The 25956-nt window shown below is 68.5% G+C and carries 26 protein-coding genes and 1 pseudogene; 18 read left to right on the top strand and 9 right to left on the bottom strand.

Annotated elements, in window-relative coordinates:
* Window positions 1-55: 55 nt before the first annotated feature.
* Together OHA18_RS06220 and OHA18_RS06215 are read right to left on the bottom strand one after the other, a co-directional pair.
* On the bottom strand, window positions 56-1675 hold the full coding sequence (locus tag OHA18_RS06220; protein WP_329002755.1) for an MDR family MFS transporter: 1620 nt from the start codon (window positions 1673-1675) through the stop codon (window positions 56-58).
* Window positions 1672-2268: a MarR family winged helix-turn-helix transcriptional regulator gene (locus OHA18_RS06215; RefSeq protein ID WP_329002754.1), complete on the bottom strand. Its 597-nt coding sequence runs from the start codon at window positions 2266-2268 to the stop codon at window positions 1672-1674. Before OHA18_RS06215 ends, OHA18_RS06220 begins: the two co-directional genes overlap by 4 nt.
* Window positions 2269-2515: 247 nt before the next feature.
* On the opposite strand from OHA18_RS06215, the gene OHA18_RS06210 reads away from it, so the two are divergent.
* From OHA18_RS06210 to OHA18_RS06175, 8 genes are all read left to right on the top strand, one after another.
* A complete protein-coding gene (locus OHA18_RS06210; protein ID WP_329002753.1) occupies window positions 2516-3283 on the top strand; it encodes a type II CAAX endopeptidase family protein in 768 nt (255 codons plus the stop codon).
* 18 nt (window positions 3284-3301) lie between these two features.
* Window positions 3302-4030 carry an SDR family oxidoreductase gene (locus OHA18_RS06205; RefSeq protein ID WP_329002751.1) on the top strand — a complete coding sequence of 243 codons (729 nt, stop codon included), beginning with the start codon at window positions 3302-3304 and terminating at the stop codon, window positions 4028-4030.
* Between the two features lie 90 nt (window positions 4031-4120).
* Entirely contained in the window at window positions 4121-5068 is a 948-nt protein-coding gene (locus OHA18_RS06200; RefSeq protein WP_329002750.1) for an ABC transporter ATP-binding protein, read from the top strand.
* Complete coding sequence (locus OHA18_RS06195; RefSeq protein WP_329002749.1) at window positions 5068-5850, top strand: ABC transporter permease; 783 nt, start codon at window positions 5068-5070, stop codon at window positions 5848-5850. Before OHA18_RS06200 ends, OHA18_RS06195 begins: the two co-directional genes overlap by 1 nt.
* Entirely contained in the window at window positions 5850-6653 is an 804-nt protein-coding gene (locus OHA18_RS06190) for an ABC transporter permease (RefSeq protein ID WP_329002748.1), read from the top strand. Before OHA18_RS06195 ends, OHA18_RS06190 begins: the two co-directional genes overlap by 1 nt.
* A 120-nt stretch (window positions 6654-6773) precedes the next feature.
* Window positions 6774-7838: a hypothetical protein gene (locus OHA18_RS06185; RefSeq protein ID WP_329002747.1), complete on the top strand. Its 1065-nt coding sequence runs from the start codon at window positions 6774-6776 to the stop codon at window positions 7836-7838.
* A 55-nt stretch (window positions 7839-7893) separates the two neighbouring features.
* Complete coding sequence (locus OHA18_RS06180) at window positions 7894-8937, top strand: hypothetical protein (RefSeq protein WP_329002746.1); 1044 nt, start codon at window positions 7894-7896, stop codon at window positions 8935-8937.
* A gap of 59 nt (window positions 8938-8996) precedes the next feature.
* Window positions 8997-9752, top strand: a complete 756-nt coding sequence (locus OHA18_RS06175) for a hypothetical protein (RefSeq protein WP_329002745.1) — start codon at window positions 8997-8999, stop codon at window positions 9750-9752.
* A gap of 35 nt (window positions 9753-9787) precedes the next feature.
* Here OHA18_RS06175 and OHA18_RS06170 read toward each other — a convergent pair whose 3' ends face one another.
* Window positions 9788-10939: an aminoglycoside phosphotransferase family protein gene (locus tag OHA18_RS06170; protein ID WP_329002744.1), complete on the bottom strand. Its 1152-nt coding sequence runs from the start codon at window positions 10937-10939 to the stop codon at window positions 9788-9790.
* Between the two features lie 43 nt (window positions 10940-10982).
* Here OHA18_RS06170 and ilvA point away from each other — a divergent pair, with 43 nt between their 5' ends.
* Complete coding sequence (gene ilvA / locus OHA18_RS06165) at window positions 10983-12185, top strand: threonine ammonia-lyase (protein WP_329002742.1); 1203 nt, start codon at window positions 10983-10985, stop codon at window positions 12183-12185.
* On the opposite strand, the gene OHA18_RS06160 is transcribed toward ilvA, so the two are convergent.
* Both OHA18_RS06160 and OHA18_RS06155 read right to left on the bottom strand, forming a co-directional pair.
* Window positions 12170-13189: an alpha/beta fold hydrolase gene (locus OHA18_RS06160; protein ID WP_329002740.1), complete on the bottom strand. Its 1020-nt coding sequence runs from the start codon at window positions 13187-13189 to the stop codon at window positions 12170-12172. The two genes, ilvA and OHA18_RS06160, sit on opposite strands and share 16 nt — an antisense overlap.
* Complete coding sequence (locus OHA18_RS06155) at window positions 13182-13637, bottom strand: MarR family winged helix-turn-helix transcriptional regulator (protein WP_329002739.1); 456 nt, start codon at window positions 13635-13637, stop codon at window positions 13182-13184. The genes OHA18_RS06160 and OHA18_RS06155 overlap by 8 nt, the downstream gene beginning before the upstream one ends.
* 88 nt (window positions 13638-13725) lie before the next feature.
* Here OHA18_RS06155 and OHA18_RS06150 point away from each other — a divergent pair, with 88 nt between their 5' ends.
* A complete protein-coding gene (locus OHA18_RS06150) occupies window positions 13726-15219 on the top strand; it encodes an MFS transporter (protein WP_329002737.1) in 1494 nt (497 codons plus the stop codon).
* Window positions 15220-15360: 141 nt separating this feature from the next.
* On the top strand, window positions 15361-16311 hold the full coding sequence (locus OHA18_RS06145; RefSeq protein ID WP_329002736.1) for a hypothetical protein: 951 nt from the start codon (window positions 15361-15363) through the stop codon (window positions 16309-16311).
* Here OHA18_RS06145 and OHA18_RS06140 read toward each other — a convergent pair.
* Window positions 16298-17533 (bottom strand): MFS transporter, encoded by a 1236-nt coding sequence (locus OHA18_RS06140; RefSeq protein WP_329002734.1) that lies wholly within the window; start codon window positions 17531-17533, stop codon window positions 16298-16300. The two genes, OHA18_RS06145 and OHA18_RS06140, sit on opposite strands and share 14 nt — an antisense overlap.
* A gap of 147 nt (window positions 17534-17680) precedes the next feature.
* Here OHA18_RS06140 and OHA18_RS06135 point away from each other — a divergent pair, with 147 nt between their 5' ends.
* From OHA18_RS06135 to OHA18_RS06120, 4 genes and pseudogenes are all read left to right on the top strand, one after another.
* Window positions 17681-18658: an ATP-binding cassette domain-containing protein gene (locus OHA18_RS06135; RefSeq protein ID WP_329002732.1), complete on the top strand. Its 978-nt coding sequence runs from the start codon at window positions 17681-17683 to the stop codon at window positions 18656-18658.
* A pseudogene (locus OHA18_RS06130) lies at window positions 18655-19491 on the top strand (ABC transporter permease). The gene OHA18_RS06135 and the pseudogene OHA18_RS06130 overlap by 4 nt, the downstream one beginning before the upstream one ends.
* 165 nt (window positions 19492-19656) lie before the next feature.
* A complete protein-coding gene (locus tag OHA18_RS06125; protein WP_329002731.1) occupies window positions 19657-20517 on the top strand; it encodes a DUF222 domain-containing protein in 861 nt (286 codons plus the stop codon).
* Between the two features lie 295 nt (window positions 20518-20812).
* The gene (locus tag OHA18_RS06120) at window positions 20813-21577 is read left to right on the top strand and encodes a hypothetical protein (protein WP_329002729.1); all 765 of its coding nucleotides are present in this window, start codon (window positions 20813-20815) and stop codon (window positions 21575-21577) included.
* A 153-nt stretch (window positions 21578-21730) separates the two neighbouring features.
* Here OHA18_RS06120 and greA read toward each other — a convergent pair whose 3' ends face one another.
* A complete protein-coding gene (gene greA / locus OHA18_RS06115; protein WP_329002727.1) occupies window positions 21731-22243 on the bottom strand; it encodes a transcription elongation factor GreA in 513 nt (170 codons plus the stop codon).
* A gap of 219 nt (window positions 22244-22462) precedes the next feature.
* A complete protein-coding gene (locus OHA18_RS06110; RefSeq protein WP_329002726.1) occupies window positions 22463-22900 on the bottom strand; it encodes a DUF4307 domain-containing protein in 438 nt (145 codons plus the stop codon).
* A gap of 58 nt (window positions 22901-22958) precedes the next feature.
* Between OHA18_RS06110 and mca the strand changes: the two genes are divergently transcribed.
* The 3 genes from mca (at window position 22959) to OHA18_RS06095 (ending at window position 25380) form a co-directional block, all read left to right on the top strand.
* Complete coding sequence (mca, locus tag OHA18_RS06105; RefSeq protein ID WP_329002724.1) at window positions 22959-23822, top strand: mycothiol conjugate amidase Mca; 864 nt, start codon at window positions 22959-22961, stop codon at window positions 23820-23822.
* A 31-nt stretch (window positions 23823-23853) separates the two neighbouring features.
* Window positions 23854-24207 (top strand): hypothetical protein, encoded by a 354-nt coding sequence (locus tag OHA18_RS06100; RefSeq protein ID WP_329002723.1) that lies wholly within the window; start codon window positions 23854-23856, stop codon window positions 24205-24207.
* Window positions 24208-24345: 138 nt separating this feature from the next.
* Window positions 24346-25380, top strand: coding sequence for a copper resistance D family protein (locus tag OHA18_RS06095; RefSeq protein ID WP_329002722.1), 1035 nt, complete (start codon window positions 24346-24348; stop codon window positions 25378-25380).
* Between the two features lie 10 nt (window positions 25381-25390).
* Here OHA18_RS06095 and OHA18_RS06090 read toward each other — a convergent pair whose 3' ends face one another.
* On the bottom strand, window positions 25391-25918 hold the full coding sequence (locus tag OHA18_RS06090; protein ID WP_329002720.1) for a nitroreductase family protein: 528 nt from the start codon (window positions 25916-25918) through the stop codon (window positions 25391-25393).
* Window positions 25919-25956 lie beyond the last annotated feature (38 nt).

The following is a 25956-nucleotide window of genomic DNA, read 5'->3' as shown; positions in this document are numbered from 1 at the left end:
TCCCAGGGCGGCTGTCGGGTAGGTCAACGGGAGTTTGGTCTCAGTGCGATAAACCTCAGTGCATCGCCGCGGCGGCGGAGGACTCGAGCGACTCCTCGCCCTCGCCCTCGGTCTTCGGGCTGTCGTTGCGGCCGGCCAGCCGCTGCTCCGGCGTGATGATCGCCAGGATCAGCGCGATCGCCAGGAACGGCAGGGAGACCAGGAACACGTCGTCCATCGCGTCGACCAGCCCGTGCAGCGCGAAGCCCTTCAGAGGCTCCTTCAGCGAGTGCAGCGCCTGGACGCTGTTGGCCGCCTTGGCCAGCCCGTCCACCATCGACTGCGTGGCGTTCGGGATGATGTCGCCCAGGTGGTCCTTCAGCCGGCTGGTCAGTACGGCGCCGTAGACCGCAGTACCGATCGCGCCACCCATCGAGCGGAAGAACGTCATCGTCGAGGTCGCGCTGCCCATGTGCTGCCGGGGAACGCTGTTCTGCGCGGCGGTGACGGTGATCTGCATCGACAGACCCAGACCGGCGCCCATCACGAACATGTAGATCGCCAGCTGCCAGTACGGCGTGGTCAGGCTCAGCGTGGACAGCAGCACCATCGCGCCGCCGACCAGGACCGCGGAGATGATCGGGAAGTGCTTGTACCGCCCGCTCTTGCTCATCATCTGGCCGCTCGGGATCGACGCGGAGAAGATACCGACGATCATCGGCAGCAACGCCAGGCCGGAGCGGGTCGGCGACAGGTCCTTGACCGCCTGCAGGTACAGCGGCAGGAAGATCAGCGCACCGAACATCGCGAACCCGAGCAGGAACGCGTACCCGGCGTACCCGGAGAAGATCCGGCCCTTGAAGAGGTCCATCGGGATGATCGGCTCGGCCACCCGCAGCTCGATGACGACGAACGCGACGGCGAGTACGACGGCGCCGATCAGCAGCGCCAGCGTGGTCCCGTTGCCCCAGCCGTTGGACGGGCCGCTCCAGGAGACGGCCAGCAGCAGGGAGGTGACGGCCGCGGCGACCGTGGAGGCGCCGAGGTAGTCGATCTTGTGCGAACGCTTCACGTGCGGCAGCTTGAGCACGGCGGCAACGATGCCCAGGGCAACGAGGCCGATCGGCACGTTGATCCAGAAGATCCAGCGCCAGCCCGGACCGTCGGTGAGCAGACCGCCGAGCAGCGGGCCGGCCACCGAGGACAGACCGAAGACGGCACCGAAGTACCCCATGTACTTACCGCGCTCGCGCGGCGGGATCACGTCGCCGATGGTGGCGAACGCCAGTGACATCAGACCGCCGGCGCCCAGACCCTGGACGGCGCGGAAGCCGATCAGCTGCTCGATGTTCTGCGACAGCGCGGACAGCACCGAGCCGCCGAGGAAGGTGACGATCGCCGCGATGAACAGCGGGCGGCGCCCGTAGAGGTCGGAGATCTTGCCCCACAGCGGGGTCGAGGCGGTCGAGGTCAGCAGGTACGCCGTGACCACCCAGGACAGCTTGTCGAGGCTGTTGAACTCGCTGACGATCCGGGGCAGCGCCGTACCGACGATGCTCTGGTCCAGGGCAGCCAGGAACATGCCGGCCATCAGTCCGCCGAGGATGACCAGGATCTGCTTGTGGGACAGGTAGTTGGGGCCGCCGTCCGAAGTATTTGAGGCTCCGCCGGCGGTGGCGGGCTCTGTGGTGCTCATCTGGTGCTCTCCAGGTTCTTGTCGGTGTTCTCGCGGCTGACGGGATCGCCGTCGGTCGCGGAGTCTTTGTCGGTACTGCGCTCGGCCCGGGCTGGTCGTGGAGCCACTGCGGCCCACCCCTTCTCGGCCCAGGCGGCGCTGGTCGGTACTTCGGTATGGGCGGCGACGCCGTCCGCGAAGCGGGTCATCAGCCGCTCGAAGGTCTGCACGTCCTCTTCGGACCAGCCCTCCATCGCGGCGCTCAGCAGCTCCATCCGGTGCCGGGCACTGGCTTCCCACTGCTCGACGCCCTGATCGGTCAGCTCGACCCGGAAGGCGCGACCGTCGTCGGGGTCGGGGGAGCGGCGGACCAGGCCCAGCTGCTCCAGCGACCGGACGTGCCGGCTCGTGGTCGAGGCGTCCAGCTCCAGCCGCGCGGCCAGGTCGGACAGTCGCAGTGCGCCGTTGCACCGCAACGCGAACATCACGACGTGCGCGCTGTGGTCGATCGTGTCGCCGGGCTGCTTGGCCTTGAGTCGGCGTCCGATCCGGGTGAACGCGTGCATGACGCCCTCGATGGGGGTCTGCGGTGTGTACGCGTCGTTTACTTGCATGCTGCAAGCATATACATGCTTGCGTGATACACGCAAATGAGTTTCCAAGTTCTTCAAGTGAGCCGCCACTTATTTGCTCTCGGTCGCCGAATGGTCACTGTCCGCAGCGAAGCTGAATCCCCTTCGCTCTTTCGACGGTCGATCGGGGTGTTTTGTGACGCGGAGTGCTCAAAGTGGGGCTGGCACTACCTTCGGTGGTCGGTCCAGCACCCTGGCTCGGCCCTGCACCGGCGACAAGGCTGAGGTGGTGATCAAGCGCCGGTTGCTGGAGTTCGGAGTCATCTGCCTTGTCCTGACCTGGGTGCCGTGGGCGGTCCTCGGGCTGAGCGGGGCGAACGTGGACGAGGGCGCAGGGTCGCTCGTGTTCGCTCTTGCGGCGTCCGGTCCGTCGTTGGCCGCACTGGTGATGTGGCTCCGGCATCGGGAGCGGCGGAGGAGGGTCCACTGGTCCTGGCGGTGGCCAGTGGCTGCGGTCGGCCTCGGCGCCGTCGCTCCGTTCGCAGCCTGCGTGCTGTCCGGCCGCTTGCCCGAGCTGTCGGGTCACGCGTCGTCCGTCGTCGCGGGAGCCGGCGGGGTGCTCGGCGCGGCGGCGTACACGTTCCTGGCCGGGCCGGTCTCGGAGGAGTTCGGATGGCGCGGATACGTGCAGCCGCGGCTACGGCAGTACTACGGGCCGCTGGGGACCAGCCTTGTCCTCGGAGCGGCGTGGGGGCTGTGGCATGTGCCGCTGTACTTCCTGCCGGGCACGGGACAGCACGACGACGGGCTGTTCACCGAGCAGGGGCTGACGTTCTTCCTGGGGTTGTTCCCACTGACCTACCTGATGCTGTTCGTCACCGAACGCCTCCGGGGCGGCGTGCCGGCGGCCATCCTCGTGCACGCGGCGTGGAATCTGACCGAGGAGCTGGTCCCGCCGCTCGGGCATGCTGTCTGGTTGGAGCTGCTGGTGATGACGGCTACGGCGGTCGCTGTCGGCTCTTACTGGCGGCGTACGTTGCCCGCAACGGTTCGATGACGACAGGAAGGTGCCGGGATGGCACAGGTAGCGGTGGTGACCGGTGGTGGGTCCGGACTCGGGCGCGAGATGGCGCTGGCTCTTGCGGCAGCCGGGTACGACGTATGGGTGACGGGGCGCACGGAAGAGAAGCTGCGGGAGACGGTCGAGCTCGGCGGAGGTCGGGTGGATGCCGCAGTACTGGATGTGGCTGATGGGGTTGCGGTGCGGGAGTTCTTCGGGGGGCTCCAGCGGGTTGACGTGTTGGTGAACAACGCGGGGACCGGGTCGCCGGCGGCCGGGGTGCAGGACGTGCGGGAGGAGGACTGGCGGCGGGTGGTCGACACCAACCTGACCGGTTCGTTCCTGTGTGCGCAGGCGGCGTTCGACCTGATGCTGCGGCAGGAGCCGAAGGGCGGGCGGATCATCAACAACGGGTCGATCTCGGCGCACGTACCGCGGCCGCAGGGGATCGCGTACACCGCCAGCAAGCACGCCATCACCGGCCTGACCAAGGGACTGGAGCTGGAAGGCCGGGCGCACGGCATCACCGCCTGCCAGATCGACATCGGGAACGCCGCGACCGCGATGACCGCGCGGATGGAGCAGGGCGTGCTCCAGCCGGACGGTTCGATCGCGGTCGAGCCGACGTTCGACCCGAAGATCGTCGCGGACTTCGTGGTCCGGATCGCGCAACTGCCGACGACGGTCGCCGTACCGACCCTGACCGTGATGGCCGCCGGCATGCCGTATGTCGGCCGCGGTTGACCTCCAGCGTTGTCGAGGTTCTAGCGTCGCTGGATGGAGCCGCTCAAATCGACAAGAAAAGTGTCGGGAGGTCCGTCTAGTGTCGGGCAGGTGAGTGAGCAGCGGGAGTCCTTGGTCCATGTCCGCGACCTGCGGAAGTCGTACGGCGACTTCGAAGCGGTCCGCGGGATCGACCTGGACGTGTGGCGAGGCGAGGCGTTCGGCTTCCTCGGGCCGAACGGCGCGGGCAAGTCATCGACCATGCGGATGATCGGCGCGGTCTCCCCGACCAGCGGCGGCACCCTGCGGATCCTCGGTCTCGACCCGGCCACCGACGGCCCGGCGATCCGGGCCCGCCTGGGCGTCTGCCCGCAGGACGACACCCTGGACACCGAGCTGACCGTCCGGGAGAACCTGACGATCTACGGGCGGTACTTCGGTCTCAGCCGGGCCGAGTGCCGCGAGCGTGCGGACGAGCTGCTCGAGTTCGTCGCGCTGACCGAGAAGGCGAAGGTCAAGGTCGACGAGCTGTCCGGCGGGATGAAGCGCCGGCTGACGATCGCCCGGTCGCTGGTCAGCAAGCCCGACCTGCTGCTCCTCGACGAGCCGACCACCGGCCTCGACCCGCAGGCCCGGCACCTGTTGTGGGACAAGCTGTTCCGGCTCAAACAGGCCGGCGTGACGCTGATCATCACCACCCACTACATGGACGAGGCCGAGCAGCTCTGCGACCGGCTCGTGGTGATGGACGGCGGTCTGATCGCGGCCGAGGGTTCGCCGGCCGAGCTGATCCGGGACTACTCGACCCGCGAGGTGACCGAGCTGCGGTTCGGGCCGGACGTGATGCTCGCCGATCACGACGCCCTGGCCGGCAAGGTCGAGGATCTTGCCCAGCGCATCGAAGTGCTGCCGGACCGCCTGCTGCTCTACACCGACGACGGCGAGCGCGCGGTCGCCGCGGTGCACGAGCGCGGTCTGGAACCAGCGGCCGTTCTGGTGCGGCGCTCCACTCTGGAGGACGTGTTCCTTCGCCTGACCGGCCGGACGTTGGTGGACTGATGGTACTTGCCGTTGAGAACGGTCGCCGGATGTTCGACTACTGGCTGACCGTCTACAAGCGGACCTGGAAGGGCACGATGATCAGCAGCTTCCTGCTGCCGATGCTCTACCTGGCCGCGATGGGGATCGGACTCGGCTCGTTCGTGGACAGCAACGGGACCGGCGCGCTCGGTGGCGTCAGCTATCTGCAGTTCATCGCGCCGGGGCTGCTGGCCTCGACCGCGGTGCAGATCGCGGTCGGCGAGTCGACGTATCCGGTGTTGTCCGGGCTGAAGTGGCAGAAGTTCTACCACTCGATGATCGCGACACCGCTGCGGCCGGCGGACGTGGTCTACGGGCAGCTCGCGTTCATCGCGTTCCGGGTGTTGAGCTCGTGTGCGGTGTTCCTGGTGATCATCGCGTTGTTCGGCGGGCTGAAGTCGCCGCTCGCGGTGCTCGGGCTGCCGGTCGCGCTGCTCGTCGGGATGGCGGTCGCCGGCCCGATCGCGGCGTACGCGACGACCCTGGAGAACGACGCGGGCTTCGCGATGGTCTTCCGCTTCGGCGTGGTCCCTGCGTTCCTGTTCTCCGGAGCGTTCTTCCCGGTCTCACAACTGCCCAACTGGATCGAGTGGCTGGCCTACGTCAGCCCGCTGTGGCACGCGGTCGACCTGTGCCGCAACCTGAGCCTCGGCACGGTGAACCCGTGGCTGGCGCTCGTCAACGTCGTCTATCTGCTGGCCTGGTTCATCGCCGGCACCTGGCTCGCCGTCCGCGGCTTCACCAAGAAACTGGTCGGCTGATGGCAACCATCGCTGCACGCGTAGTCCCCGTCCCGGTCCGGCTCGGGGGCGGTCGGCACATCGTCGAGCGGAACTTCCTGCTCTACCGGCGGTCGTGGGTCGTGTTCCTGTCCGGGTTCTTCGAGCCGGTGTTCTACCTGCTGTCGATCGGCATCGGCGTGGCCCACCTGGTCGGTGACTTCACGCTGTCGGACGGGACCAAGATCGCGTACGCCGCGTTCGTCGCGCCCGCGATGCTGGCCAGCTCGGCGATGAACGGTGCGATCTTCGACTCGACGTACAACATCTTCTTCCGGATGAAGTACGCCAAGCTCTACGACTCGATGCTCGCGACGCCGCTGCGGCCGTGGGACGTGGCGACCGGCGAGATCACCTGGGCGCTGCTGCGCGGGGCGATCTATTCGGCCATGTTCGTCCTGGTGATGCTGATCATGGGCCTGGTCTCGTCGTGGTGGGCGCTGCTCGCGCTGCCGGCCTCGGTGCTGATCGGGTTCGCGTTCGCGGGCGCGGGGATGGCGCTGACCACGTTCATGCGCAGCTGGCAGGACTTCGAGTTCGTGCAGCTGGCGATCATGCCGATGTTCCTGTTCTCCGCCACCTTCTACCCGGTCGAGACCTACCCCGGCGTGATCCGCTGGCTGGTCGAGATCACCCCGCTCTACCAGGGCGTCGTCCTCGAACGCGCCTTCACCACCGGCACCGTCGGCTGGTTCCTCGTCGTCCACGCCCTCTACCTGGCCGCCCTCGGCACCCTGGGCATGTACGTCGCTTCCCGGCGCCTCGGCAAACTCCTGCTGAAGTGACCGGAACGCCACGCATTCCCGAGCCGTCCGACCCGTTATGACGAACACCGACGAGCCGACCTTCCGGGAGCAGATCCGGACGCCCGAAGCCGACCTGTCCACCGCTGCTGGACAGTGACCATGACGGTGAGGGGGCCGAAGGTCGAGTTGCCTGGTGGGCCGTGGTCCTGGGTCGAGGGCTCGTTCGGGCGGCTGATCGAGCATTTCGGGATCGAGACGCTGCGCCGGCCCGCTGTCGTACCGGATGAGTTCGTCCCGGCCGGGTACGACGGCTCGGAGGCGGCTGCTCGTGAGGTCTGCTCGGCCGTGTCCGAACGGATGGGTGTCTCGTCCGAGCGGATTCACTTCAGCTTCCAGTTGGAGACCGTGACCGAGGCGGCCGAGCTGCTCGGGTCGGCGATGCTCGACGTCTACGTCGATCCGGACCACCCGTTCTCGCGGGGATCGTCGCCGGCTGATCTCGCCGCCGTGCGGACCCACTCGGACCGGCTCGGTACGGCGTCGTTCGAGCAGGTCGACCGGCTCATCGAGTCTGAGCTGACGAGCCCGGGCACGAACATGGTGCCGTTGGTGCAGCGGTTGGGGGCCGGCGAGTTCGGCGCCGAGGTAGTGCGTTGCCTGCTGATCGCGTCCGGATCCGATCCGGAGCGCCGAGCCGAACGCGCTCGCGCCGCCAACGAGTCCGACGACGGACGCCAGGGATCGGCCGCAGGTCGTTGGGTCGACCTGGCAGCTGAGTGTCCTGGCATCGAGCCGATCGCCGGGCAATCCGCAGTGCTGCTCCGGTCCGATGTCATCGCCGACCCGACGAAGCTGCTGGCCGTGGTCTCCCACGAGTTGGGCCACGAACTTCTGTCCCGGGCGGAGCTGCCGTGGGCCGCCGGTCCGCTCGAGGAGCCGCTGACCGATCTGTGTGCGCTGCTCCACGGGTTCGGCATCGCCCTCGTCAACGCCGCCGTCGACGAGACGACGCTCGACGACGAATGGGTCCACACCTCGGGCTACCTCGGTGAGCACGCCGTCGCCGAGGCTCTTGCTCTGTATCGCTTCCGGCAGCATCAGCTGGTCCGGGACGGGCCGCTCGTCCCCGCCTGGCATCAGGCCCTCGATCCCGAACCACGGGCCTGCTTCCATGCCCGGCTGGACGAGTTGATCGGTGGTCCGCCGACTGTGTCGGGTTGGTGATCCAGCCGCAACATTGCCGGTGGAACGGCGACCCACGCGGCCGCGTCACTTCGGTATGAATCTGATCGGTGCGTGGCGGCGCCGGCAACTGGACCGGGAGCTGCTGTACGGGCCGAAGGTCATGCTGCCTGGGGGACCCGAACAATGGATCGAGGACTCGCTCGACTGGCTGACCGAGCGGTTCGGGATCGAGCCGCTCCGCCGGCCGCCGGTGCTGCCGAGCAACTTCGTGCCCAGGGGGTACGACGGCTCGGAGCAGGCGGCCCGTGACCTCTGCCTGAAGGTCTGTGCCTGGATGGAGGTGCCCGACGACCGGATCCGGTTCACGTTCCGGATGAACGAGGTCCGCGCCGCCGCCCGGAGCGCCGCCGTCCACCGGCTCAACGCCGAGCAGCGCCCGGACATCGTCGCGGTCTCGGGGCTGCGGGCAACGATGACCATGGCCGAAGTCGATGCCCTGGCGGCTGCGGGATATGCGCCCGAGATCGGCGTACTCGCCGAGCGCGAACTCCAGGCCGAGCTGAAACGCAGTACGGCGATCGTCCAGGAAACAGACCCGGACCGGCGGGCCGAACTGTGCGCTAGTGCCGAGGCCGTCTGGTCGGCGTTGCCCGGCAGCGGATCGCGCGCCTGCTGGCTGGATCTGCGGACCGGCGGCTACGACGGTACTGCGGTGGTGCTGTCGGCCGATGCGCTCACCGACCCGGCTGCGGTGGTCGCCGCGACGGCACACGAACTCGGGCACGAGGTGCTCTGGGGGTATCACCTGATCGACCGGCAACGGCCGGATGCCGAGGCGGTGACCGACCTGTTCGCGGTGTTCCACGGGTTCGGGATCTTCCTGGCGAACCAGGCCGTCGAGCGGGTGCCGGGTCGACGTTCGACACTGCAGACGCTCGGCTACCTGGGGGAGCGCGGGGCGTCGGACGCATTGGCGGCGTACTGCTTCCGGCGGCACGAGTTGTGGCCGGCCTCGATGTTCCCGATGATGCCGACCGAGCTCGATCGGACGGTCCGGATCCGTACGTTCGCCCGGCTCGCGACGATGGTGAAGGACGCCGAGATCGCGTCGATCCAGGAGGGTGCGCCGCTCGCCTGAGTCGACCCGCCACGACCCCGGAAGGTTTGCGGTGCTGCCGGGCAGGCATGATCCCGCGGGTGAGGAATCCGATCGGCATGATGCGACGAAGTCAGCAGGTGCGGTCCCAGCTGAAGGCGCCGCGCGAACGGTTGCCTGGTGGCAGTCGCCGTTGGATCCGTTCGTCGATGGACTGGCTGGTGGCCGAGTTCGGCCGGGACATCCTGCTCCGCCCGATCGCGCTGCCGACCGACGTCATCCCGGACGGGTACGACGGAAGCCGGGAAGCCGCGACGGAACTCTGCGGGCGGGTCGACGGCCGGATGGACCTCCGGCCCGGCCAGTGCGGACTCAGCTTCGAGCTCGACGGCGTCCGCCGCTCGTCGAACCGTGGCACCACTGTGGTGGTGAAGGAGCAGCACGGGCGCTGGAGCCGCGGCGCCGGTCAGAACCAGATCGAACTCTCGCCGACGCTGGCGGCCGACCCGGTCGCGCTGATCGCGATCTACGCGCACGAGGTCGGGCACGAGTTGCTGCTCGGCGGCGACCGGATCTCGCTCACCCGCCGCCCCGATCACGAGCCGCTCACCGACCTGATCACGGTCTTCTACGGGCTCGGCATCTTCACGGCGAACGCGGCGTACGAGCGACGTCCCCGCCCGAACGGCCGAGGCAAACAGCCGGTCGCCCGCGGTTACCTCCGCGAGGCCGCGCTCTCCAAGGCCCTCGCGTACTACGCCCTACTCCGAGGCGAACGCCGACCAGATTGGGACCGCCATCTGGACCCACCTGTACGCCGCGGCATGCGCAACCAGTTGGCGATCCTCCACCGCTGACTGGGGGAAGCCCTCCTCGCGGTGGTCGGGGTGAGTCAGGTCTTGAGGAGTTGGCGTAGCCACCAGACGCCGCCTCGGAGCATCGAGTCCTTGCTGGGGCCGGTGACGTGATCGAGGAGGTGGGCGTAGGTCATGGTTTGGTGGAGGGCGCCCAGTTGCGTGGCGAGGTCGAAGGCGTGGCGTAAGTCTGTGGGGGACGCGTACTCCTCCCACTCGCCCAGGTACGCGTCCAGTACCCGCGGGTCCGCCGACAGTGGTGAGCGCTCCTCCTCGATGAACGTGACCAGGTCGAGGAAGGGGTGGGACAAGGATGCGTCCGTCCAGTCGAAGGCCAGCACCTGCCCGTCCCGGACTGCCACGTTTCCTGGGTGCAGGTCGCCGTGGAGCAGGGTTTCGGGGAGGCCGATCGACGACAGCTCAGTGATTGCCTCGCGCAACTGTTTGGCGCGGGTGGGCAGCTGGGCCCGTTCGTGCGGTTCGAGGCGGTCGGTTGCCTGGGTGGGCCCGAGGAGGCGGTCGAGTTCGGCGTCCAGTACGGCGAGGCCGCGGTCGGCGCAGGAGATTTCCAGAAGGCGTTCGGGGCGATTCACATAGCTGCGCTGCAGCCGCGCGTGGCGGCGGACGGCCTCGATCCACACCTCGATGTCGGTCTCGGCGGCCAGCGGAGTGCCGAGGTCGGGCAGCAGCATCCAAGCTCGCTGCGACTCGATGGCTAGTGGTGCGGGGACCGCGCCGGGGTGGTCCTCGGAGGCCTTCTGGAGGAACAAGGGCTCGTGCGCGAACAGGAGTGGCAGCGGGTCCGGGCGGGTCGGCTTGATCGTCGTGGAGTGGGCGATTGCCTTGAAGTACACATCGCCCGAGGCGGTCGGGATGCGAAGGACGTTCGACAGACCCCAGGAGCGGACCTGTGTCCACGGTCCAGTGGCTTCGACGTGCTGAGCGATCCACGGGAGTGCCTCGTCGTACCACTCCGGCTTTGTCCATGGCGCCAGGTCCGAGCTGGTGACGCCGTCAGAGGGCCGCACCTGATAGGTGAGCGGCTCCTCGGAGAGGCAAGTCAGTACGGCGGTGTCGACGCCCTGGTCCCGCAGCGCGCGGACTGTCGCCTCGACGTTGGCGAACCAGGTCCCGTCCGGGATATCGATCTCTTGGGAGGTCTCTGACACGCCGACGACCACGACTCTCATGTACCGCAGCGTATGTGCCTCTCGCGAAACGTAAAGTGATTTTGTGATCGATGCCAGGGATGTTGCGCGGGCTGCCGGTCTGCTGCACGACGTGGTGGCTCCGACGCCGCTGGAGTACTCGCGCTGGCTGAGCGAGTTGGTCGGCGGCGACGTGTTCCTGAAGTGCGAGAACCTGCAGCGGACCGGGTCGTTCAAGCTACGCGGCGCGTACGTGCGGATGGCCCGGTTGTCCAAGTCCGAACGCAGCCGGGGCGTCGTCGCGGCCAGCGCCGGCAACCACGCGCAGGGCGTCGCGCTCGCGGCCCAACTGCTCGGCATCAAGGCCACTGTCTTCATGCCGCACGGCGCGCCGATCCCGAAGGAGAAGGCGACCCGGGCGTACGGCGCCGAGATTCGCTTCGTCGGTACGTCGATCGACGACTGCCTGATCGCGGCCCGCGCCTTCGCGGCCGAGACGGGTGCGGTGCTGATCCATCCGTTCGACCATCCCGACATCGTGGCCGGTCAGGCGACCGCCGGACTCGAGATCGTCGAGCAGTGCCCTCAGGTGCGGACCGTCGTCGTACCGACCGGTGGCGGCGGACTGCTGGCCGGGATCGCGTCCGCGATGCAGCGCGACGGGATGCCGATCGAGGTCGTCGGCGTCCAGGCGGCCGGAGCGGCGGCGTACCCGGCGTCGCTCGCGGCGGGGGAGCCGGTGCAGCTGGAGCGGATGTCGACGATGGCGGACGGGATCGCGGTCGGCCTGCCGGGGAAGGTGCCGTTCGAGGCGGTGCAGGAGTATGTCGGTGAGGTGCGGACGGTCGGCGAGGATTCGTTGTCCAAGGCCCTGCTGCTCGTGCTCGAACGGGCCAAGCTGGTGGTCGAACCTGCCGGTGCGGCTGCGGTTGCCGCCGTACTCGACGAGCCGAGACACTTCAAGCCGCCGGTCGTCGTGGTGCTGTCCGGCGGCAACATCGACCCGCTGCTGCTGATGCGAGTGATCCGCCAGGGAATGGCGGCGGCCGCCCGGTACCTCTCGCTGCGGGTGCGGATCCCGGACACGCCCGGCGGACTGGCCACGTTGCTGACTCAGCTCGCCGCGCTGAACGCGAACATCATCGAGATCGTGCACGAGCGGATCTCGGAGACCCTGAGCCTGGAAGAGGTCGAGGTCGCGTTGCAGCTCGAGCTCCGTGGCGAGGAGCACCGTGAGCGCGTACTCGCCGGACTCGTTGCCAACGGCTACAGCTACACGCTCAACTGACGGACGTAACTCACCAGGCTGACCAAGAACTTGCCCGGTTCTTCCCACGGCGCGAGATGCGCCGAGTGCTCGAACCAGATCGCTTGTTTATAAGGCGCTTCGACCGCGTCGAGCCAGGCCTCGACGGGTTTCGTCGGCGTCGTGTAGTCGTGCCTGCCGAAGAACATCAGCACCGGGATCGGGAACTCGGTCACCCCGGAGTAGTCGACCTCGAGCATCTCGTCCAGCACCCGGCCCAGGGTGAACTCGTTGCCTTCGCCAATGGTCTCGCTCTCCGCGACCGTGTACTCCGGCGACAGCAGCGGCGCCTGGAAGAAGTACAGCGAATCCTCGCGGTACGCCGACAGACCGCCGCGGTACTGCGCCCATTGCCGCGCGATGATGATCCGCTCGCGGGTCACCGGCTCGTCACCCGGGTACGGCGCGATCGAGGCGAGCTGCTCGAGCGCCTCGGTGTGGTTGTGCTCGCGAGCCTGCTGCATCGCGTACTCGAAGCACAGCGACTCGTTGGCGCGGGCGTCGACGATCTGCCCGATGCCGACGTACGCGTGGAAGAGGTCGGGCCGGGTGAGCGCGGCCTGCATCGCGATGATGCTGCCCCAGCTGTGACCGAGGAGGATCAGCTTCTCGACGCCGTACCGCTCCTTGATCTGCTCGGCGAGCTCGATCGCGTCGTCGGTGTACTGCGCGACCGTGAGGGTGTCCGCGATGGTTTCGGGGTCGACCGTGCGCAGGGTGCGGCCGGCGGCGCGCTGGTCGTAGGTGACGACGGTGAAGTACTCCTCGAGCGGCCGCTGGAACTGCCAGGCCGCCGGGGCGAGCGGCGAGGCCGGACCACCGTGGATGAAGAAGATGACGGGGTTGGAGCGGTCCTGGCCGCGGGCGTAGACGCAGTGGTCGACGCCGCCGGCCGTCAGTTCGTAGCTCTCCTGGACACCCGATGGCGTCACGATGCGATGCAGGTCCGCGATGACCTCGCGGGCGTCGTCGAAGGTCTCAGTCACCCGTTGAGGGTAGAGGCTCGCAGGTCTTCACCAGAGGCGCGTGCAGACGCTCGGCCAGCACCTGGCGCTGGGTCGGCTGCGCTTCGCCCTGAAGCTGCAGACCCTCGTCCGTCAGGCGGACGTTGATCGCGCGGCGATCCTCCGGGCACATGTGGCGCTCGACCAGACCGGCGACCTCGAGGCGGCCGATCACGCGGGACAGGGCGCTCTGGCTCAGGTGCACGGACTTGGCGATCGTCGCCACCTTCGCGGAGTGCTCGGGGAACTCGGCGAGCCGCTCGAGCACTTCATACTCACTCATGCCCAGCGAATGACCTACCTGCAGCGCCCGGTCGAGGGCGCAGGTCAGGTCGGCGTGGCGAGCCAGGAGCTCGCGCCACTCCCTGACATCAGCACTGGCATCGGCGTTGGTCTCACCAGTCCCAACGCTGACCTTCGTAGCGGCCATGCCGGTGACCATAGCATGCACGCGCATTCAATGCAAACGCATTTAATGCCTAGACATTAGATGCATGTGCATGCAATAGTCTCTCCTCGTGACTACGCAAACCACATCGCCAGCACGGATGACCTGGGACGCGCGCCTCTGGGGAGCGCTCCTGGTGGTCTGCGGCGTGATCTTCCTCGACGGCCTGGACGTGTCCATGGTCGGTATGTCCCTACCGTCCATCGGCGCCGACCTGGGCGTCTCCCTTTCGTCCCTCCAGTGGGTCGTGACCGGCTACGTGCTCGGGTACGGCGGCCTGTTGCTGCTCGGCGGCCGGACCGCCGACCTGCTCGGCCGGCGCCGGGTCTTCCTGATCGCACTCGCGGTCTTCGCCGTCGTCTCGATGCTGAGCTCACTGGCCAGCAACCCCGAACTGCTCATCGCGGCGCGGTTCGTGAAGGGTGTCGCCGCGGCGTTCACCGCCCCGGCCGCGCTCTCGATCATCACCACGACCTTCCACGAGGGCCCGGATCGCAACCGCGCCCTCAGTATCTTCACCACCTGCGCCGCCAGCGGCTTCTCGATGGGCCTGATCCTCGGCGGCGCGCTGACCGAGGTCGGCTGGCGCTGGACCTTCCTGATGCCCGGCCCGGTCGCCCTGATCGTGCTGCTGTTCGGCCTCAAGCTGATCCCGAACAGCCCGCGTGACGACGCCGCCGGCGGGTACGACGTACCGGGCGCCATCACCGTCACCGGCGGCATGCTGTCCCTGGTCTACGCCGTCGTCGGCGCCGAACACGCCGGCTGGGTCTCGGTCCAGACGTTCGGGCTGTTCGCGCTGGCGATCGTGCTGCTGGCCGGATTCGTCGCGATCGAGCTGCGGACCAAGCACCCGCTGGTTCGCCTCGGCATCCTGCGCAACCCGTCGCTGCGGCGGGCGAACCTGGCCATCCTGACCGTCTTCGGTTCGTACGTCGCCTTCCAGCTGATCGGCACGATGTACTTCCAGAACCTGCTCGGCTGGTCGTCGTTCCAGACCGCCCTGGGCTTCCTGCCCGCCGGCGTCCTGGTCGCCACGCTCTCGCCGAACGTCGGCAAGATCGTGGACCGGATCGGCACCGAGAAGATGATCATCCTGGCGATGGCGCTGTTCGTCGCCGGGTACGCCCTGAGCCTGAGGATCGGCCCGGAGTCGGCGTACTTCTCGACCGTGTTCCCGACGATCATGCTGCTCGGTCTCGGGTTCGCGATCGGGTTCCCGTCGCTGAACATCCAGGCGGTGTCCGGGGTCCCGGACCACGAGCAGGGGCTGGCCTCCGGGCTGTTCAACACCTCCAACCAGGTGGGCGGCGCGGTGGTCCTCGCCATCGTGACCGCGGTGATCAGCGGCCAGTCGGCCGGCGTGACCACGCCGGGCGAGGTGCTGCCGGCGTACAGGTCCGGGCTCGGGGTCGTGACCGGGATCGCAGCGCTCGGACTGGTGATCGCGCTGACCGGTCTGCGCGGGCTGAAGGCTCGCCGGGCCGCGGAAGACGAGGAAGCGGCGGAGCTGATCGCCGTACAGGACGAGCTGGCGTCGGAGGAGATGACGCCGGCGGCGTGACAACAACCAGCTCCCGCGCGGGGCTGTGCGGTTATAGATGAGATGGATGAGTGGTGCGGACTTCTCTCGGGGGTCCGCACCACTGCTTTTCGGGGGATTCCCCGATTGGTTTCGACCCGTCGGGGTGCTGCACTGGGGGACATGAGCAACCAGAGCTACGACCAGCAGGTCAAGGACATCCTCGACCGGGTCGCCAAGGGCCACCTCTCCACCGAGGAGGCCACCACCCTGATCGCCGCCATCAAGACCACCCCATCCGAGCCTGAAGCTCCGGCGGCAGAAGCTCCGGTTGCCGACGAGCCGTCCACCTCGGTCTGGGCGGATGCAGTCGACTCACCCACGGCTGGGCCAGTCGCTGAGCCTGTGGCCGAGTCGGTCGTCGAGCCGTCGCCGGTCCAGGACGTCGTGGATGCCGAGGACGAGGCTGAGCCGGTTGAGGAGGAGCACAGCAACGTGCCGGTTCCGGCGGGTGTGCAGCGGGTGACTGTGCGGGCAATCGGGCGCCGGGTGCGGCTGATCGGTGAGCCGGCCGTGAACGGCGTGGCGGTCGACGGTCCGCACGTGATCAAGCGCGACGGCGACACGCTCGCCATCAGCAGTGAAGGCGACATGGGAGTCTCGATCGACGGGTTCAGCATGCTCCGCAACCCGACCGATCTGAAGGCGCACGTCAACGGCCTCGCCAAGGAGCTGTCGATCCGCGTCAACCCGAGCCTCCAGGTCGAGGTCGAGGTGACCGGCGGCAGCGTCAACGCCGAGCGCCTGCCCGGTCTGACCCGCGTCCGCGTCACCGCCGGTACGGCGAAGGTCGCGGACGTCGACGGCCCGATCGACGTACTCGTGCAGGCCGGCTCGGCCGAGCTGGACGCCCAGATCACCAAGGGCCGGTCCCGCGTCCGCGTCGAGTCCGGTACGGCGAAGGTCGCGCTCCGCCGCGGCTCCGACGTCCACGTCCACACCGAGGCCCAACTCGGCCGCGTCACCTGGACCGGCGCCGTCTCCGGCCAGTCCAAGGACGTCGAGATCGGCCGCGGCCGCGCCGCCCTCGACGTGGAGGTCCTCGTCGGCACCGCCCAAATCACCTCCGACTGACCAGCTCAGCGGGGATCGTGCGCAAGGTGCGGAGTGGGGAGAAATAGAGGAAGGCGTTGCCCGCGAGGGTGCCTAGGCCTGCGATCCAGAGGGTGGTGTGCAGGCCGAAGGCCGTGCCGAGGGCGCCGCCGAGGAGGCTGCCGAGGGGAGCGGCGCCCCAGCTGACGAAGCTCATGGTGGCGCTCACCCGGCCCTGCAGGTCGGGTGGGCACAGCCGTTGCTGCGTGCTGACCTGCAGGATGTAGCTGACGATGATGCAGAAGCCGGCCAGCAGCGTGCCGGCCACGAACCAGCTGACCTGCCGGCCGGGCGCGGTCATCGCCTGCACGGTGAACGCGACCCCGATGCCCGTCGACGACAGCAGCAGCGTGCGCGCATCGCCGTACCGGCTGCTGATTCTCTCGGTGACGACCGAAGCCACGATCGCGCCGCCGAGGCCGATCATGCTGAGTACGCCGATGGTTGCCGGCTGCAAATGAACTGCGCGCACCAGGTACACGATCATGATCGCGCCTGCCGCCGCCTGGAACAGCATCGTCGCCATCGTGTTGAGGGCGAGCGGGCGCAGCAGCGGGTGGTGGAACACGTACCGCAGGCCGTCCCCGATCTCGCGGCGCAGGTCGGGTCGTTCGGGCTTCACCGGCTCGGCCTCCGGCGTACGGATCGAGCGCAGCCACACGGCTGACCACACGAAGCTGAGCGCGTCGAGGCCGATCGTCAGCGCCGCGCCGAGCCACTGCACGAGGATGCCGCTCGCGCCGGCGCCGATCACCGCCGCGATCGAGTGGTTCGCGGCCAGCTTGGCGTTGCCCGGGAGCAGGCGGTCCCGTTCGAGCAGCCGGGGCAGGTACGAGTTGTGCGCCACGTCGAACAGCACGGTGAGGATCCCGGCCGGCACGAGTACGGCGTACACCTGCGTGAGCGTGAGTACGTCGAACCACCAGGCGATCGGGATCGACGCGTAGAGCAGTGCCCGGAGCAGGTCGGCGTACACCAGGACCGGGCGGCAGCGGATCCGGTCGGCCCAGGCGCCGGCGAACAGACCGAGGACGAGCCAGGCGGCCGTCTCGCAGGTCCGCAGCAGCGAGACCTGCAGGGTCGACGCGTTCAGGGTGAGTACGGCGAGCAGCGGGATCGCGCCCATGCTGAGGCGGGAGCCGAGCTGACTGAGCAGGTCGGCGGCCCACAGCCGGCGGAAATCGGGGTGACGCAGGATGCTCATTCCGCGACCGTAAGGGCTGAGTTGAGCCTTGTCGACTCAAGTATCAACAAAGTTGAGTCGAGGTGACTCAATATAATTCGTGAGTGAAATTGTCGGCGTTCTCGGGCAGGATGGTGGCCTGCGTCACATCGAGAAGGGGACGTGCGGATGGCTGCAATCGAGGCGACCGGCCTCGTGAAGACCTTCAGAGGCAGGAAGACGACGGTCAAAGCGCTCGACGGGATCGATCTCGACGTGCCGGAGGGGACGGTGCTCGGCCTGCTCGGGCCGAACGGGGCGGGCAAGACCACGGCGGTCCGGGTGCTGACCACGCTGCTGAGGCCGGACGCCGGAATCGCCCGGGTGCTCGGCCACGACGTGGTGAAGGAGGCGGACACGGTCCGGGGGCTCGTCGGCCTCTCCGGGCAGTACGCCGCAGTCGACGAACTGCTCACCGGCCGGGAGAACCTGTGGATGTTCGGCCGTCTCTACCGGCTGCCGAGTGACAAGGCCAAGCGACGGGCGGAGGAGCTGCTGGCGACGTTCGACCTGACCGACGCCGCGGACCGGATCCTGAAGACGTACTCCGGTGGCATGCGCCGCCGGCTCGACCTGGCCGGATCGCTGATCGCGCACCCGAAGGTGCTGTTCCTCGACGAGCCGACGACCGGGCTCGATCCGCGGTCGCGACTCGATCTGTGGCAGATCATCCGCGACCGGGTCCGCGAGGGAGTCACGATCCTGCTCACCACGCAGTACCTCGAGGAGGCCGACGAGCTCGCGGACAGCATCGCGGTGGTCGACCACGGCTCGGTGATCGCCCGCGGTACGGCGGACGAGCTCAAGGCGAAGGTCGGCGGTGAGCGGATCGAGGTCGTCGTGCATGACCCAGCCGACCTGACCCGGGCGCTGGAGCTGCTGTCCACCGCACTCGGGATCGCCGATCCCGAGTCGACCTCGCTCGAGGAGCATGCGCGCCGGCTCACGGTGCCGGCGCCGGGTGGTTCGAGCACGCTGGTCGACGTGATCCGGACCTTGGACGCTGCCCAGATCCGGATCGCCGACATCGGCCTGCGGCGGCCGACGCTCGACGACGTGTTCCTCACCCTGACCGGGCACGAGGCCGAGCAGAAGGAGTCGCTGTGAGTATCGAGGTGCCGGCCCGGGTGAACCCGTTGGCGCGGGCGTTGTCGGATGCCGGGATCCTGGCGTGGCGGAGCCTGAAACGGATCCCGCGGACGCCGGACATGCTGATCTACGCGACCATCCAGCCGATCATGTTCGTGCTGCTGTTCGCCTACGTGTTCGGGAACGCGATCCCGATCCCGGGCTTCCCCGGGCCGCGGGCGTACCGGGAGTTCCTGATGGCCGGGATCTTCGCGCAGACGATGGCGTTCGCGGTCGCGTCGGCGAGCGTCGGGCTGGCCGACGACATGTCGAAGGGGCTGATCGACCGGTTCCGGTCGTTGCCGATGGCAAGATCCGGGGTGATCGCCGGGCGGGTGGTCGGCGACCTGGTGTTCAACGCCTTCGTGATGCTGATCATGGTGATCTGCGGGCTCATCGTCGGGTGGCGCTAGCACAACGGGTTCGGCCAGGCGATGGCGGCGTTCGCGATCCTGCTGCTGTTCGCGTTCGCGATGCTCTGGGTGGGCGCGCTGATCGGGCTGTCGGTCGGCGGGCCCGAGGTGGCGTCGTCGGCGGGGCTGATCTGGCTGTTCCCGCTGACGTTCCTCTCGAACGCGTTCGTGCCCACGCCGCAACTCCCGAGCGGCCTGCAACCGATCGCCGAGTGGAACCCGATCTCCTCGATCGTCGCCGCCTGCCGGCACCTGTTCGGCAACCCGTCCCCGTTCGCCAGTCCCGACGGCTTCCCGGCCCAGCACCCGGTCTGGCTCTCCCTCATCTGGTGCGCCGCGATCATCGCCGTCTTCGCCCCACTGGCCGTCCGCAAATACCGGAGTGCCACTGGTCGCTAACCAGGTCCAAGAAGGGAAGAGCAAGAAAGGAAGAGATGGTGCGCGGTGCCTGCACGGCGAGCTCCCATGTTCAGGTCGAGCATGGCCTCATTCCGCCACCAAATAAGGGGTTTCGGTGGTCTGGCCGATTTGGCCGGTGAGGATCGAGCAGCTAGAATCGAACGTATGTTCGACACTGATCTCGAGGAGCTGCCGACGGCTCACCTGTTGGAGTCGGCCGCCGAGCACCGCGCGCTGGCCAATCGGGCCGACGCGCGGCTGTTGCAGCACGCTCAGATCTACGCCGATCGGTTCCACCCGTCGGTCTGCGGCGTCCGGCCTGGTCGCCGGTCGGCTGATGGGCGCGAGCGGGCTGTGGTTTTGGGTGGTGAGGGCTGTCCGGAGATCGCGGAGTTCGCTGTCGCCGAGTTCGGTGTCATGCTCGCGGTCTCGCCGAGGGTGGCGGCTGGGCTCCTGGGTGAGGCGTTGGCGTTGCGGCACCGGTTCCCGTTCACCTGGGCGCGCGTGCTGGCTGGTGACGCCACCCCGTGGAAGGCGCGCCAGCTCGCATCCGCGTGTGTGAAGCTGTCCGAAGAAGCCGCCCGGTACGTCGATCGTCGCGTCGCGCCGCTGATCGACTCGATCACGCCGTACCGGCTGGACAAGATCATCCGGGCCGCCAAACTCCACGCCGACCCCGAGCTGGCCCGCGACGAGGCCGCCGAGGCTGCTCGTGAGCGGGGCGTGTTCGTCGGCCGCAGCGATGAGCACGGCAACAAGACCATCTATGTGAAGGCTCCGGCCGGCGCGGTGATCCGCCACGACGCGACCATCGCCGCGATCGCCGAGGCCCTGAAGACCTTTGGCGACACCCGCCACGTGCAGCACCGCCGCGCCGACGCCATCGGCATCATCGCCGACCCCCGCTACACCCAAGAACTCCTGACCCAAGCCCACAACCACCCGACCCCAATCCCCCCCCACCTCACCCGCCACAAACACAGCCGCGTCACCCGCGGACACCTCGAGCCACCCTTCGAGCCCTAGCAGGCGTTCGGCGAAGACGAGCCCCGGAGCAGCCCCCGGCTCGCGGTCCGCCGCAGCAGGCCGTCGAGCACCCGGCGACGCGGGATGTGCAGCAGTAGACCCGCAAGCAGGTGACGGCACGCGATCCGCGGGAGCGGGCTCGATGTCGCGTGTCGGCACGCGATCCGCAGGAGCGGATTCGCGGGCAGATCTCGGCGCCCCGGACCGCGGTGCCAACTCGGTGCCCACCGCGAGCCCGTCGCTCAAACGCCGGAATGCCGGTGACGCCCACCTGACCGATCCCATGGCCGATCCCATGGCCGACCCTGTGGCTGACCCGGTCGAGCTGCGGGATCCGCCGGTGGCCGACGAGGATGCGCCGTACGATCCCGATCCGCCGAGTGACCCGTTCGACACCCGGCCGATCGAATACATCCCCGGCCCGCGTCGCGAACCCGACGAGGGTGTACCGATGGACACCGCCGACCGGCGGGCACTCGACACACGCCTTGCGCAGATCAAGCACGACGCCCACGCCGGCCCCACGAGCCTCGTGGGCGCCGGCGGACAGGTGCGTCCTGGGCAGACCGAGGTCTACGTGCACCTGACCGACCTCACACTTGCCACCGGCAACGGCGTGCTGCGCACCGAGGGGATCGGTCCGCTGCTCGCCGATCAGCTCACCGAGCTCGTCGGCCACGCGCCGTACACGGTCAAGCCCGTGATCGACCTCAACGACGCTGTCAGCGCCGACGCCTACGAGATCCCGGCCCGGATCCGCGAACGGGTGCGGCTCACCCATCCCGTCGAGTTGTTCCCGTACGGCACCCGCGAAACGCATCGCGGCATCGACCTGGATCACATCGAGCCCTACGATCCGTACGGGCCTGCCGGGCAGACCAGCACCCGCAACCTCGCTCCGCTCAGCCGCTTCGGCCACCGGGTCAAGACCCACGCCCCCGGCTGGAAAGTCCACCGCCTCGACCACAAGACCCTGGAATGGACCACACCCCACGGCTTCAGGTTCGAGGTCGGCCCGACCGGGACGCATCGACTGCCCAACCGGATACCGGTCAGCTGATCCGGGGCCAGTGGGAAGGCCCGGCCGAGCAACTCGCTCCACCGGGGAACCCTCGGCTGACCACTCGAGCCGGCTACCACCCCAACCTCTGGATGGTCGCTCCAAAGCAAGCGCCCCGGTGGGTGTCCACCGGGGCGCTCGGAGCTTGGTGGGTCAGCCGGTGAAGGGTTCCGCGCCGACGATCTCGACCGTCACGGGCTTCCCGTTGGGTGCCTCGTAGGTGGCCTTGTCGCCCTTCTTCTTGCCGAGGATGGCCGATCCGAGCGGGGACTGCGGCGAGTACACGTCGATGTCGACCGACGCGTCCAGGGCGAGCAGTTCGCGGGAGCCGAGCAGGAACGTCTCGACGTCGTCGTCACCGGCGAACTTGATCGACACCTTCATCCCGGGCTCGACCTTGCCGCCCTTCTTCGGGGTCTCGCCGACCCGCGCCCGGCGCAGCATGTCCTCGAGCTGGCGGATCCGGGCCTCGATCTTGCCCTGCTCGTCCTTCGCGGCGTGGTAACCGCCGTTCTCCTTGAGGTCGCCCTCGTCCCTGGCCTCGCTGATCCGCTGGGTGATCTCGGCACGGGCCGGGCCCTTGAGGTGCTCGAGCTCGGACTTCAGCTGGTCGTAACCGTCCTGCGTCAGCCAGACAACGCTGTCCTCATCGATCCTCTGCGTCACGGGCTGCTCCTTGTGTCGGGTGGATGGGCAGGAAAATACTGCTGGCCGCCGTCGTCGACGGCGACCAATCCAACGAGCGTAGCAAGAGACCGCAGATCACGCAGGGTTTCTGCGGTGACGCAAACACGGGGAAACCGTTTGCCCTGAAGGTTTCTCCCGTTAATCGTTCACGATTGTGGCAACCGGTTGCCACGCCGCATCGGCGCCGCTCGTGCGGGATCAGTGCGGGCGGTGCTGGTCGGCCGTCGTACAGCCGACGAGGACGACGGCGGTCGCCGAGCGTTGCGTTGTCAGCGTGACCGGCAACACCTGGTGGCGGGGGTCGTCCGCCTTCACGGTGACCGTCAGTTCACCGACAATGGAGAAGTCGGCCGCCTTCGCCTGCAGCCGGCAACTGGCCTCCACGGACTTGGTCCGGTCGACCTTCATCGTGGCCTTCGCGCTCGTCGGCGACACGATCTCGAAGCCGTTCAGTTGCGAGGTCACGGGCGGATTCGACTGCACCCAGGCCGCCCACACCAGCCACACCAGGCCGGCCAGGATCACGACCCCCAGGCCGCCGATCACCAACGGTCGCCGGGACCGCCCGCCCTTTCCGTACCGCGCGTTCAGGTCGGAGGTCGGGGTGGTGGCAGCAGACGCAGATGACTCGGGCACAGGTTGTCCAGGGGGTCGGTCGTGGGTTTTGCCGGAGGTTGGAGGACCATTGTGTCTTGTGAGTGGAGATCTTCGGTTGTTGCATGTGCACGCCCACCCGGATGACGAGTCGAGCAAGGGAGCCGCGTCGACGGCCAGGTACGTGGCCGAGGGCGTCGAGGTGATGGTCGCCACCTGTACCGGTGGCGAACGCGGATCGATCCTGAATCCGAAGATGGACCGCCCGGAGGTGCTGGCGAACATCACCGAGATCCGCCGCAAAGAGATGGACGCGGCCCGCGAGATCCTCGGGATCCGGCAGGAGTGGCTGGGCTGGGTCGACTCGGGTTTCCCCGAGGGTGATCCGCTGCCGCCGCTGCCCGAGGGCTGCTTCGGCGCGCTCAAGGTCGAGGACGCCGCCGCCCCGCTGGTGAAGCTGATCCGCGAGTTCCGTCCGCAGGTCGTCACGACGTACGACGAGAACGGCGGCTACCCGCACCCGGACCACATCATGTGCCACCAGATCAGCGTGGCCGCGTTCGAGGCGGCGGGGGACAAGGACGCCTACCCGGAGCTCGGGGAGCCGTTCCAGCCGCTGAAGCTGTACTACCACCACACGTTCCACTACGAGCGGATGAAGGCGCTGCACGACGCGATGGTCGCGCGCGGCCTCGAGTCGCCGTACGCCGAGCGCCTGAAGGACTGGAAGCCGGATCCGGAGCACGAGCGCCGGATCACCACCCGGGTCGAGTGCGCGGAGTACTTCGCGACCCGGGACAAGGCGCTGCTGGCGCACGCCACCCAGATCGATCCGGACGGGCCGTGGTTCGCCGTACCGCTGGAAGTTCACCAGGCGGCCTGGCCGACCGAGGACTACGAGCTGGCGCGCAGTCTGGTCGAGTCGGAGCTGCCTGAGAACGACCTGTTCGCGGGGCTGCGCTGACGGGCGGCGTGGACAGTGAGAGACTGGTGGCGTGACAGCGACGACCTCCCTTCTGACGGCCGAGATCGACCCGAACACGGTGAAACCCGGTTGGGTCGCGCTGTTGATCGTGCTCGCACTCGGTGCCGCCACGGTGCTGCTGTGGCGCAACATGGGCAAACAGCTGAAGCGCATCGACGTGGACCGCGCTGGTGCGGACGACCCAGCACCGTCCGGCGACCCAGCGAGTCCGGACAGGTCGCCGTCCCAGGATGGCGATGCGGCGTCTACGACTTCGGACTCGACGGCGACGGCGAGTCCGGCAGCGAATGCGACGGAGACTTCGGCGGAGACCTCGACGACCAATGAGTCCTCGAGCGACTCCAAGGAACACTCTCAGCACTGACACGATGACAGTGCGGTAACTGATTCCTGGGAGCTGGGATACACCCTGGTCACGAGATGGTGTCGGACTGGGCAGCCCACCTCTGCGTGACCCTATAGTGAGCCGCGTGCTGAATGGTGCCCACGCTCGGTCCGCTCGGTGAGCGCGACGCGCGCGACCCGTGCCGCCCGGCATCGCATGCCCGGACGTCTGGTCGCCGCTGGAGTAGGCGCCGTCGTCATCGCCTCGGTGGCTTTGGTGGTCGCGCTGTTCGCGGCCGGCAGCCAGCCGCGTGACCTCGGCGGTATCGGCGGTCCGGACCTCTTCATCTCCTGGCTGCTGCCGCTGCTCAAGCTGGTGTCCACGCTCGCGACCGTCGGCTGCGCCGGCGCGCTGCTCGCCGCGGTGGTGCTGCTGCGGATCGAGGGCGGTCCGCTCGGAGTGCAGGGCCGGCGTGCGGTCCGGGACGCGAGCAACTCGGCGATCATCTGGGCGGTCTGCGCGTTCGCCAACGCGGTCGTCACGGCGGCCATCCTGCTCGACACCCCGGTCCGGCTGCTGCGGTTGCGGTTCGACGACGCTCTCGGCGTACCCGAGGTGAAGGCACTGCTGATCACGGGCATCCTGGTCCTCGCGCTGGCGATCGGTATCCGCCGGGTGCAGACGTCATCGGCGGCAGGGCTCGGCGTACTGGTCGCGATCGCCGCGTTGATCCCGACCGCGGTCACGGCGTACCCGCGGAACGAGTCGTACGTCGTCCTGGCCGGCGCGGCGCTCGTGATCCACGTGATCGCGGCAACCACGTGGGTCGGTGGGCTCGCGGGGCTGGTGCGGTACGGGCGAGCGAGCCGGACCGGTCTGCCGATCGTGCTGGAGCGCTACGGGCAGGTCGCCTACGTGTCGTCGGTCGCCGTCCTGGCCAGCGGCCTGATCAGCGCCGCAGGACGTCTGGCGGCGAAGGGCGGCGGCTGGGGCTCGATCCTCGACCCGCTCACCGGCGACGCGTACGGCGCCCTGCTGATCGCGAAGGTGGCCGCCTTCCTGCTCCTCATCGTCCTCGCCGCCCTCCACCGCAGCCGCTCCCAGGGAGACCTCCTCGACGCCGGCCTCCCCTTCTGGCGCATCGTCGGCGTAGAACTCTTCGTCATGGCCCTGGCCCTCGGCCTCTCGGTCGCCCTCTCCCAGACCGTCTAGTCCAGACCGTCTAGTCCCAGGGCGCCGTCCGCAGCTCCGCGGTACTGCGGCGCTCGCGGGTTGCCGGGGGATCTTCGGCGGGGCGGCCGATGGCGATCATGGAGATGACGTGCCAGCCGGGGCCCGGGTTCAGGTCGGTGGTCAGGGATTCGAGGTCGAAGGCGCGGAACTGGCGGCAGGCCAGGTCCATGGCGTGGGCCTGCAGGGTCAGGTGGGCGACTGACTGGCCGAGGTCGTAGTCGGCGAAGTCGGAGTAGGCCCAGTCCGTGTCCTCGACGTACCGGTGGGCCATCGTCACGATCAGCAGGGACGCGCTCGGGGCCCAGCGGGCCGAGCTGCGGGCGAGGTGTTTGACGATGCGGTCGTGCTCGGGCTCGCCGCGGCGGGCGACGAAGTACGCCCACGGCTGGGAGTTGCCCGCGGACGGTGCCCAGCGGGCCGCGTCCAGGAGCAGTTCGACGTCGTCGTCGGTGACGGTCCAGCTGGAGTCGAACCACATCGGGCTGAAGCGGCTGGCGAGCAACGGGTGCACGGGCATGCACCAATCCAACTGCTGAGCGGTGCGGTCCATTCCGT

This window comes from Kribbella sp. NBC_00709, assembly GCF_036226565.1.
Taxonomy (GTDB): Bacteria; Actinomycetota; Actinomycetes; order Propionibacteriales; family Kribbellaceae; genus Kribbella.
Note: the sequence above shows the minus strand (reverse complement) of the source record. Positions and strands in the feature narration are given on the sequence as shown.

Excerpts from the sequence above, each read along its gene's own strand:
- OHA18_RS06180 (WP_329002746.1), top strand. The coding sequence starts at position 7,894 with ATGAATCTGATCGGTGCGTGGCGGCGCCGGCAACTGGACCGGGAGCTG.
- OHA18_RS06190 (WP_329002748.1), top strand. The coding sequence starts at position 5,850 with ATGGCAACCATCGCTGCACGCGTAGTCCCCGTCCCGGTCCGGCTCGGG.
- OHA18_RS06145 (WP_329002736.1), top strand. The coding sequence starts at position 15,361 with ATGAGCAACCAGAGCTACGACCAGCAGGTCAAGGACATCCTCGACCGG.
- OHA18_RS06220 (WP_329002755.1), bottom strand. The coding sequence starts at position 1,675 with ATGAGCACCACAGAGCCCGCCACCGCCGGCGGAGCCTCAAATACTTCG.
- OHA18_RS06215 (WP_329002754.1), bottom strand. The coding sequence starts at position 2,268 with ATGCAAGTAAACGACGCGTACACACCGCAGACCCCCATCGAGGGCGTC.
- OHA18_RS06140 (WP_329002734.1), bottom strand. The coding sequence starts at position 17,533 with ATGAGCATCCTGCGTCACCCCGATTTCCGCCGGCTGTGGGCCGCCGAC.
- OHA18_RS06205 (WP_329002751.1), top strand. The coding sequence starts at position 3,302 with ATGGCACAGGTAGCGGTGGTGACCGGTGGTGGGTCCGGACTCGGGCGC.
- OHA18_RS06195 (WP_329002749.1), top strand. The coding sequence starts at position 5,068 with ATGGTACTTGCCGTTGAGAACGGTCGCCGGATGTTCGACTACTGGCTG.
- OHA18_RS06155 (WP_329002739.1), bottom strand. The coding sequence starts at position 13,637 with ATGGCCGCTACGAAGGTCAGCGTTGGGACTGGTGAGACCAACGCCGAT.
- OHA18_RS06185 (WP_329002747.1), top strand. The coding sequence starts at position 6,774 with ATGACGGTGAGGGGGCCGAAGGTCGAGTTGCCTGGTGGGCCGTGGTCC.
- OHA18_RS06125 (WP_329002731.1), top strand. The coding sequence starts at position 19,657 with ATGTTCGACACTGATCTCGAGGAGCTGCCGACGGCTCACCTGTTGGAG.
- OHA18_RS06120 (WP_329002729.1), top strand. The coding sequence starts at position 20,813 with ATGGCCGACCCTGTGGCTGACCCGGTCGAGCTGCGGGATCCGCCGGTG.
- OHA18_RS06135 (WP_329002732.1), top strand. The coding sequence starts at position 17,681 with ATGGCTGCAATCGAGGCGACCGGCCTCGTGAAGACCTTCAGAGGCAGG.
- OHA18_RS06090 (WP_329002720.1), bottom strand. The coding sequence starts at position 25,918 with ATGCCCGTGCACCCGTTGCTCGCCAGCCGCTTCAGCCCGATGTGGTTC.
- OHA18_RS06170 (WP_329002744.1), bottom strand. The coding sequence starts at position 10,939 with ATGAGAGTCGTGGTCGTCGGCGTGTCAGAGACCTCCCAAGAGATCGAT.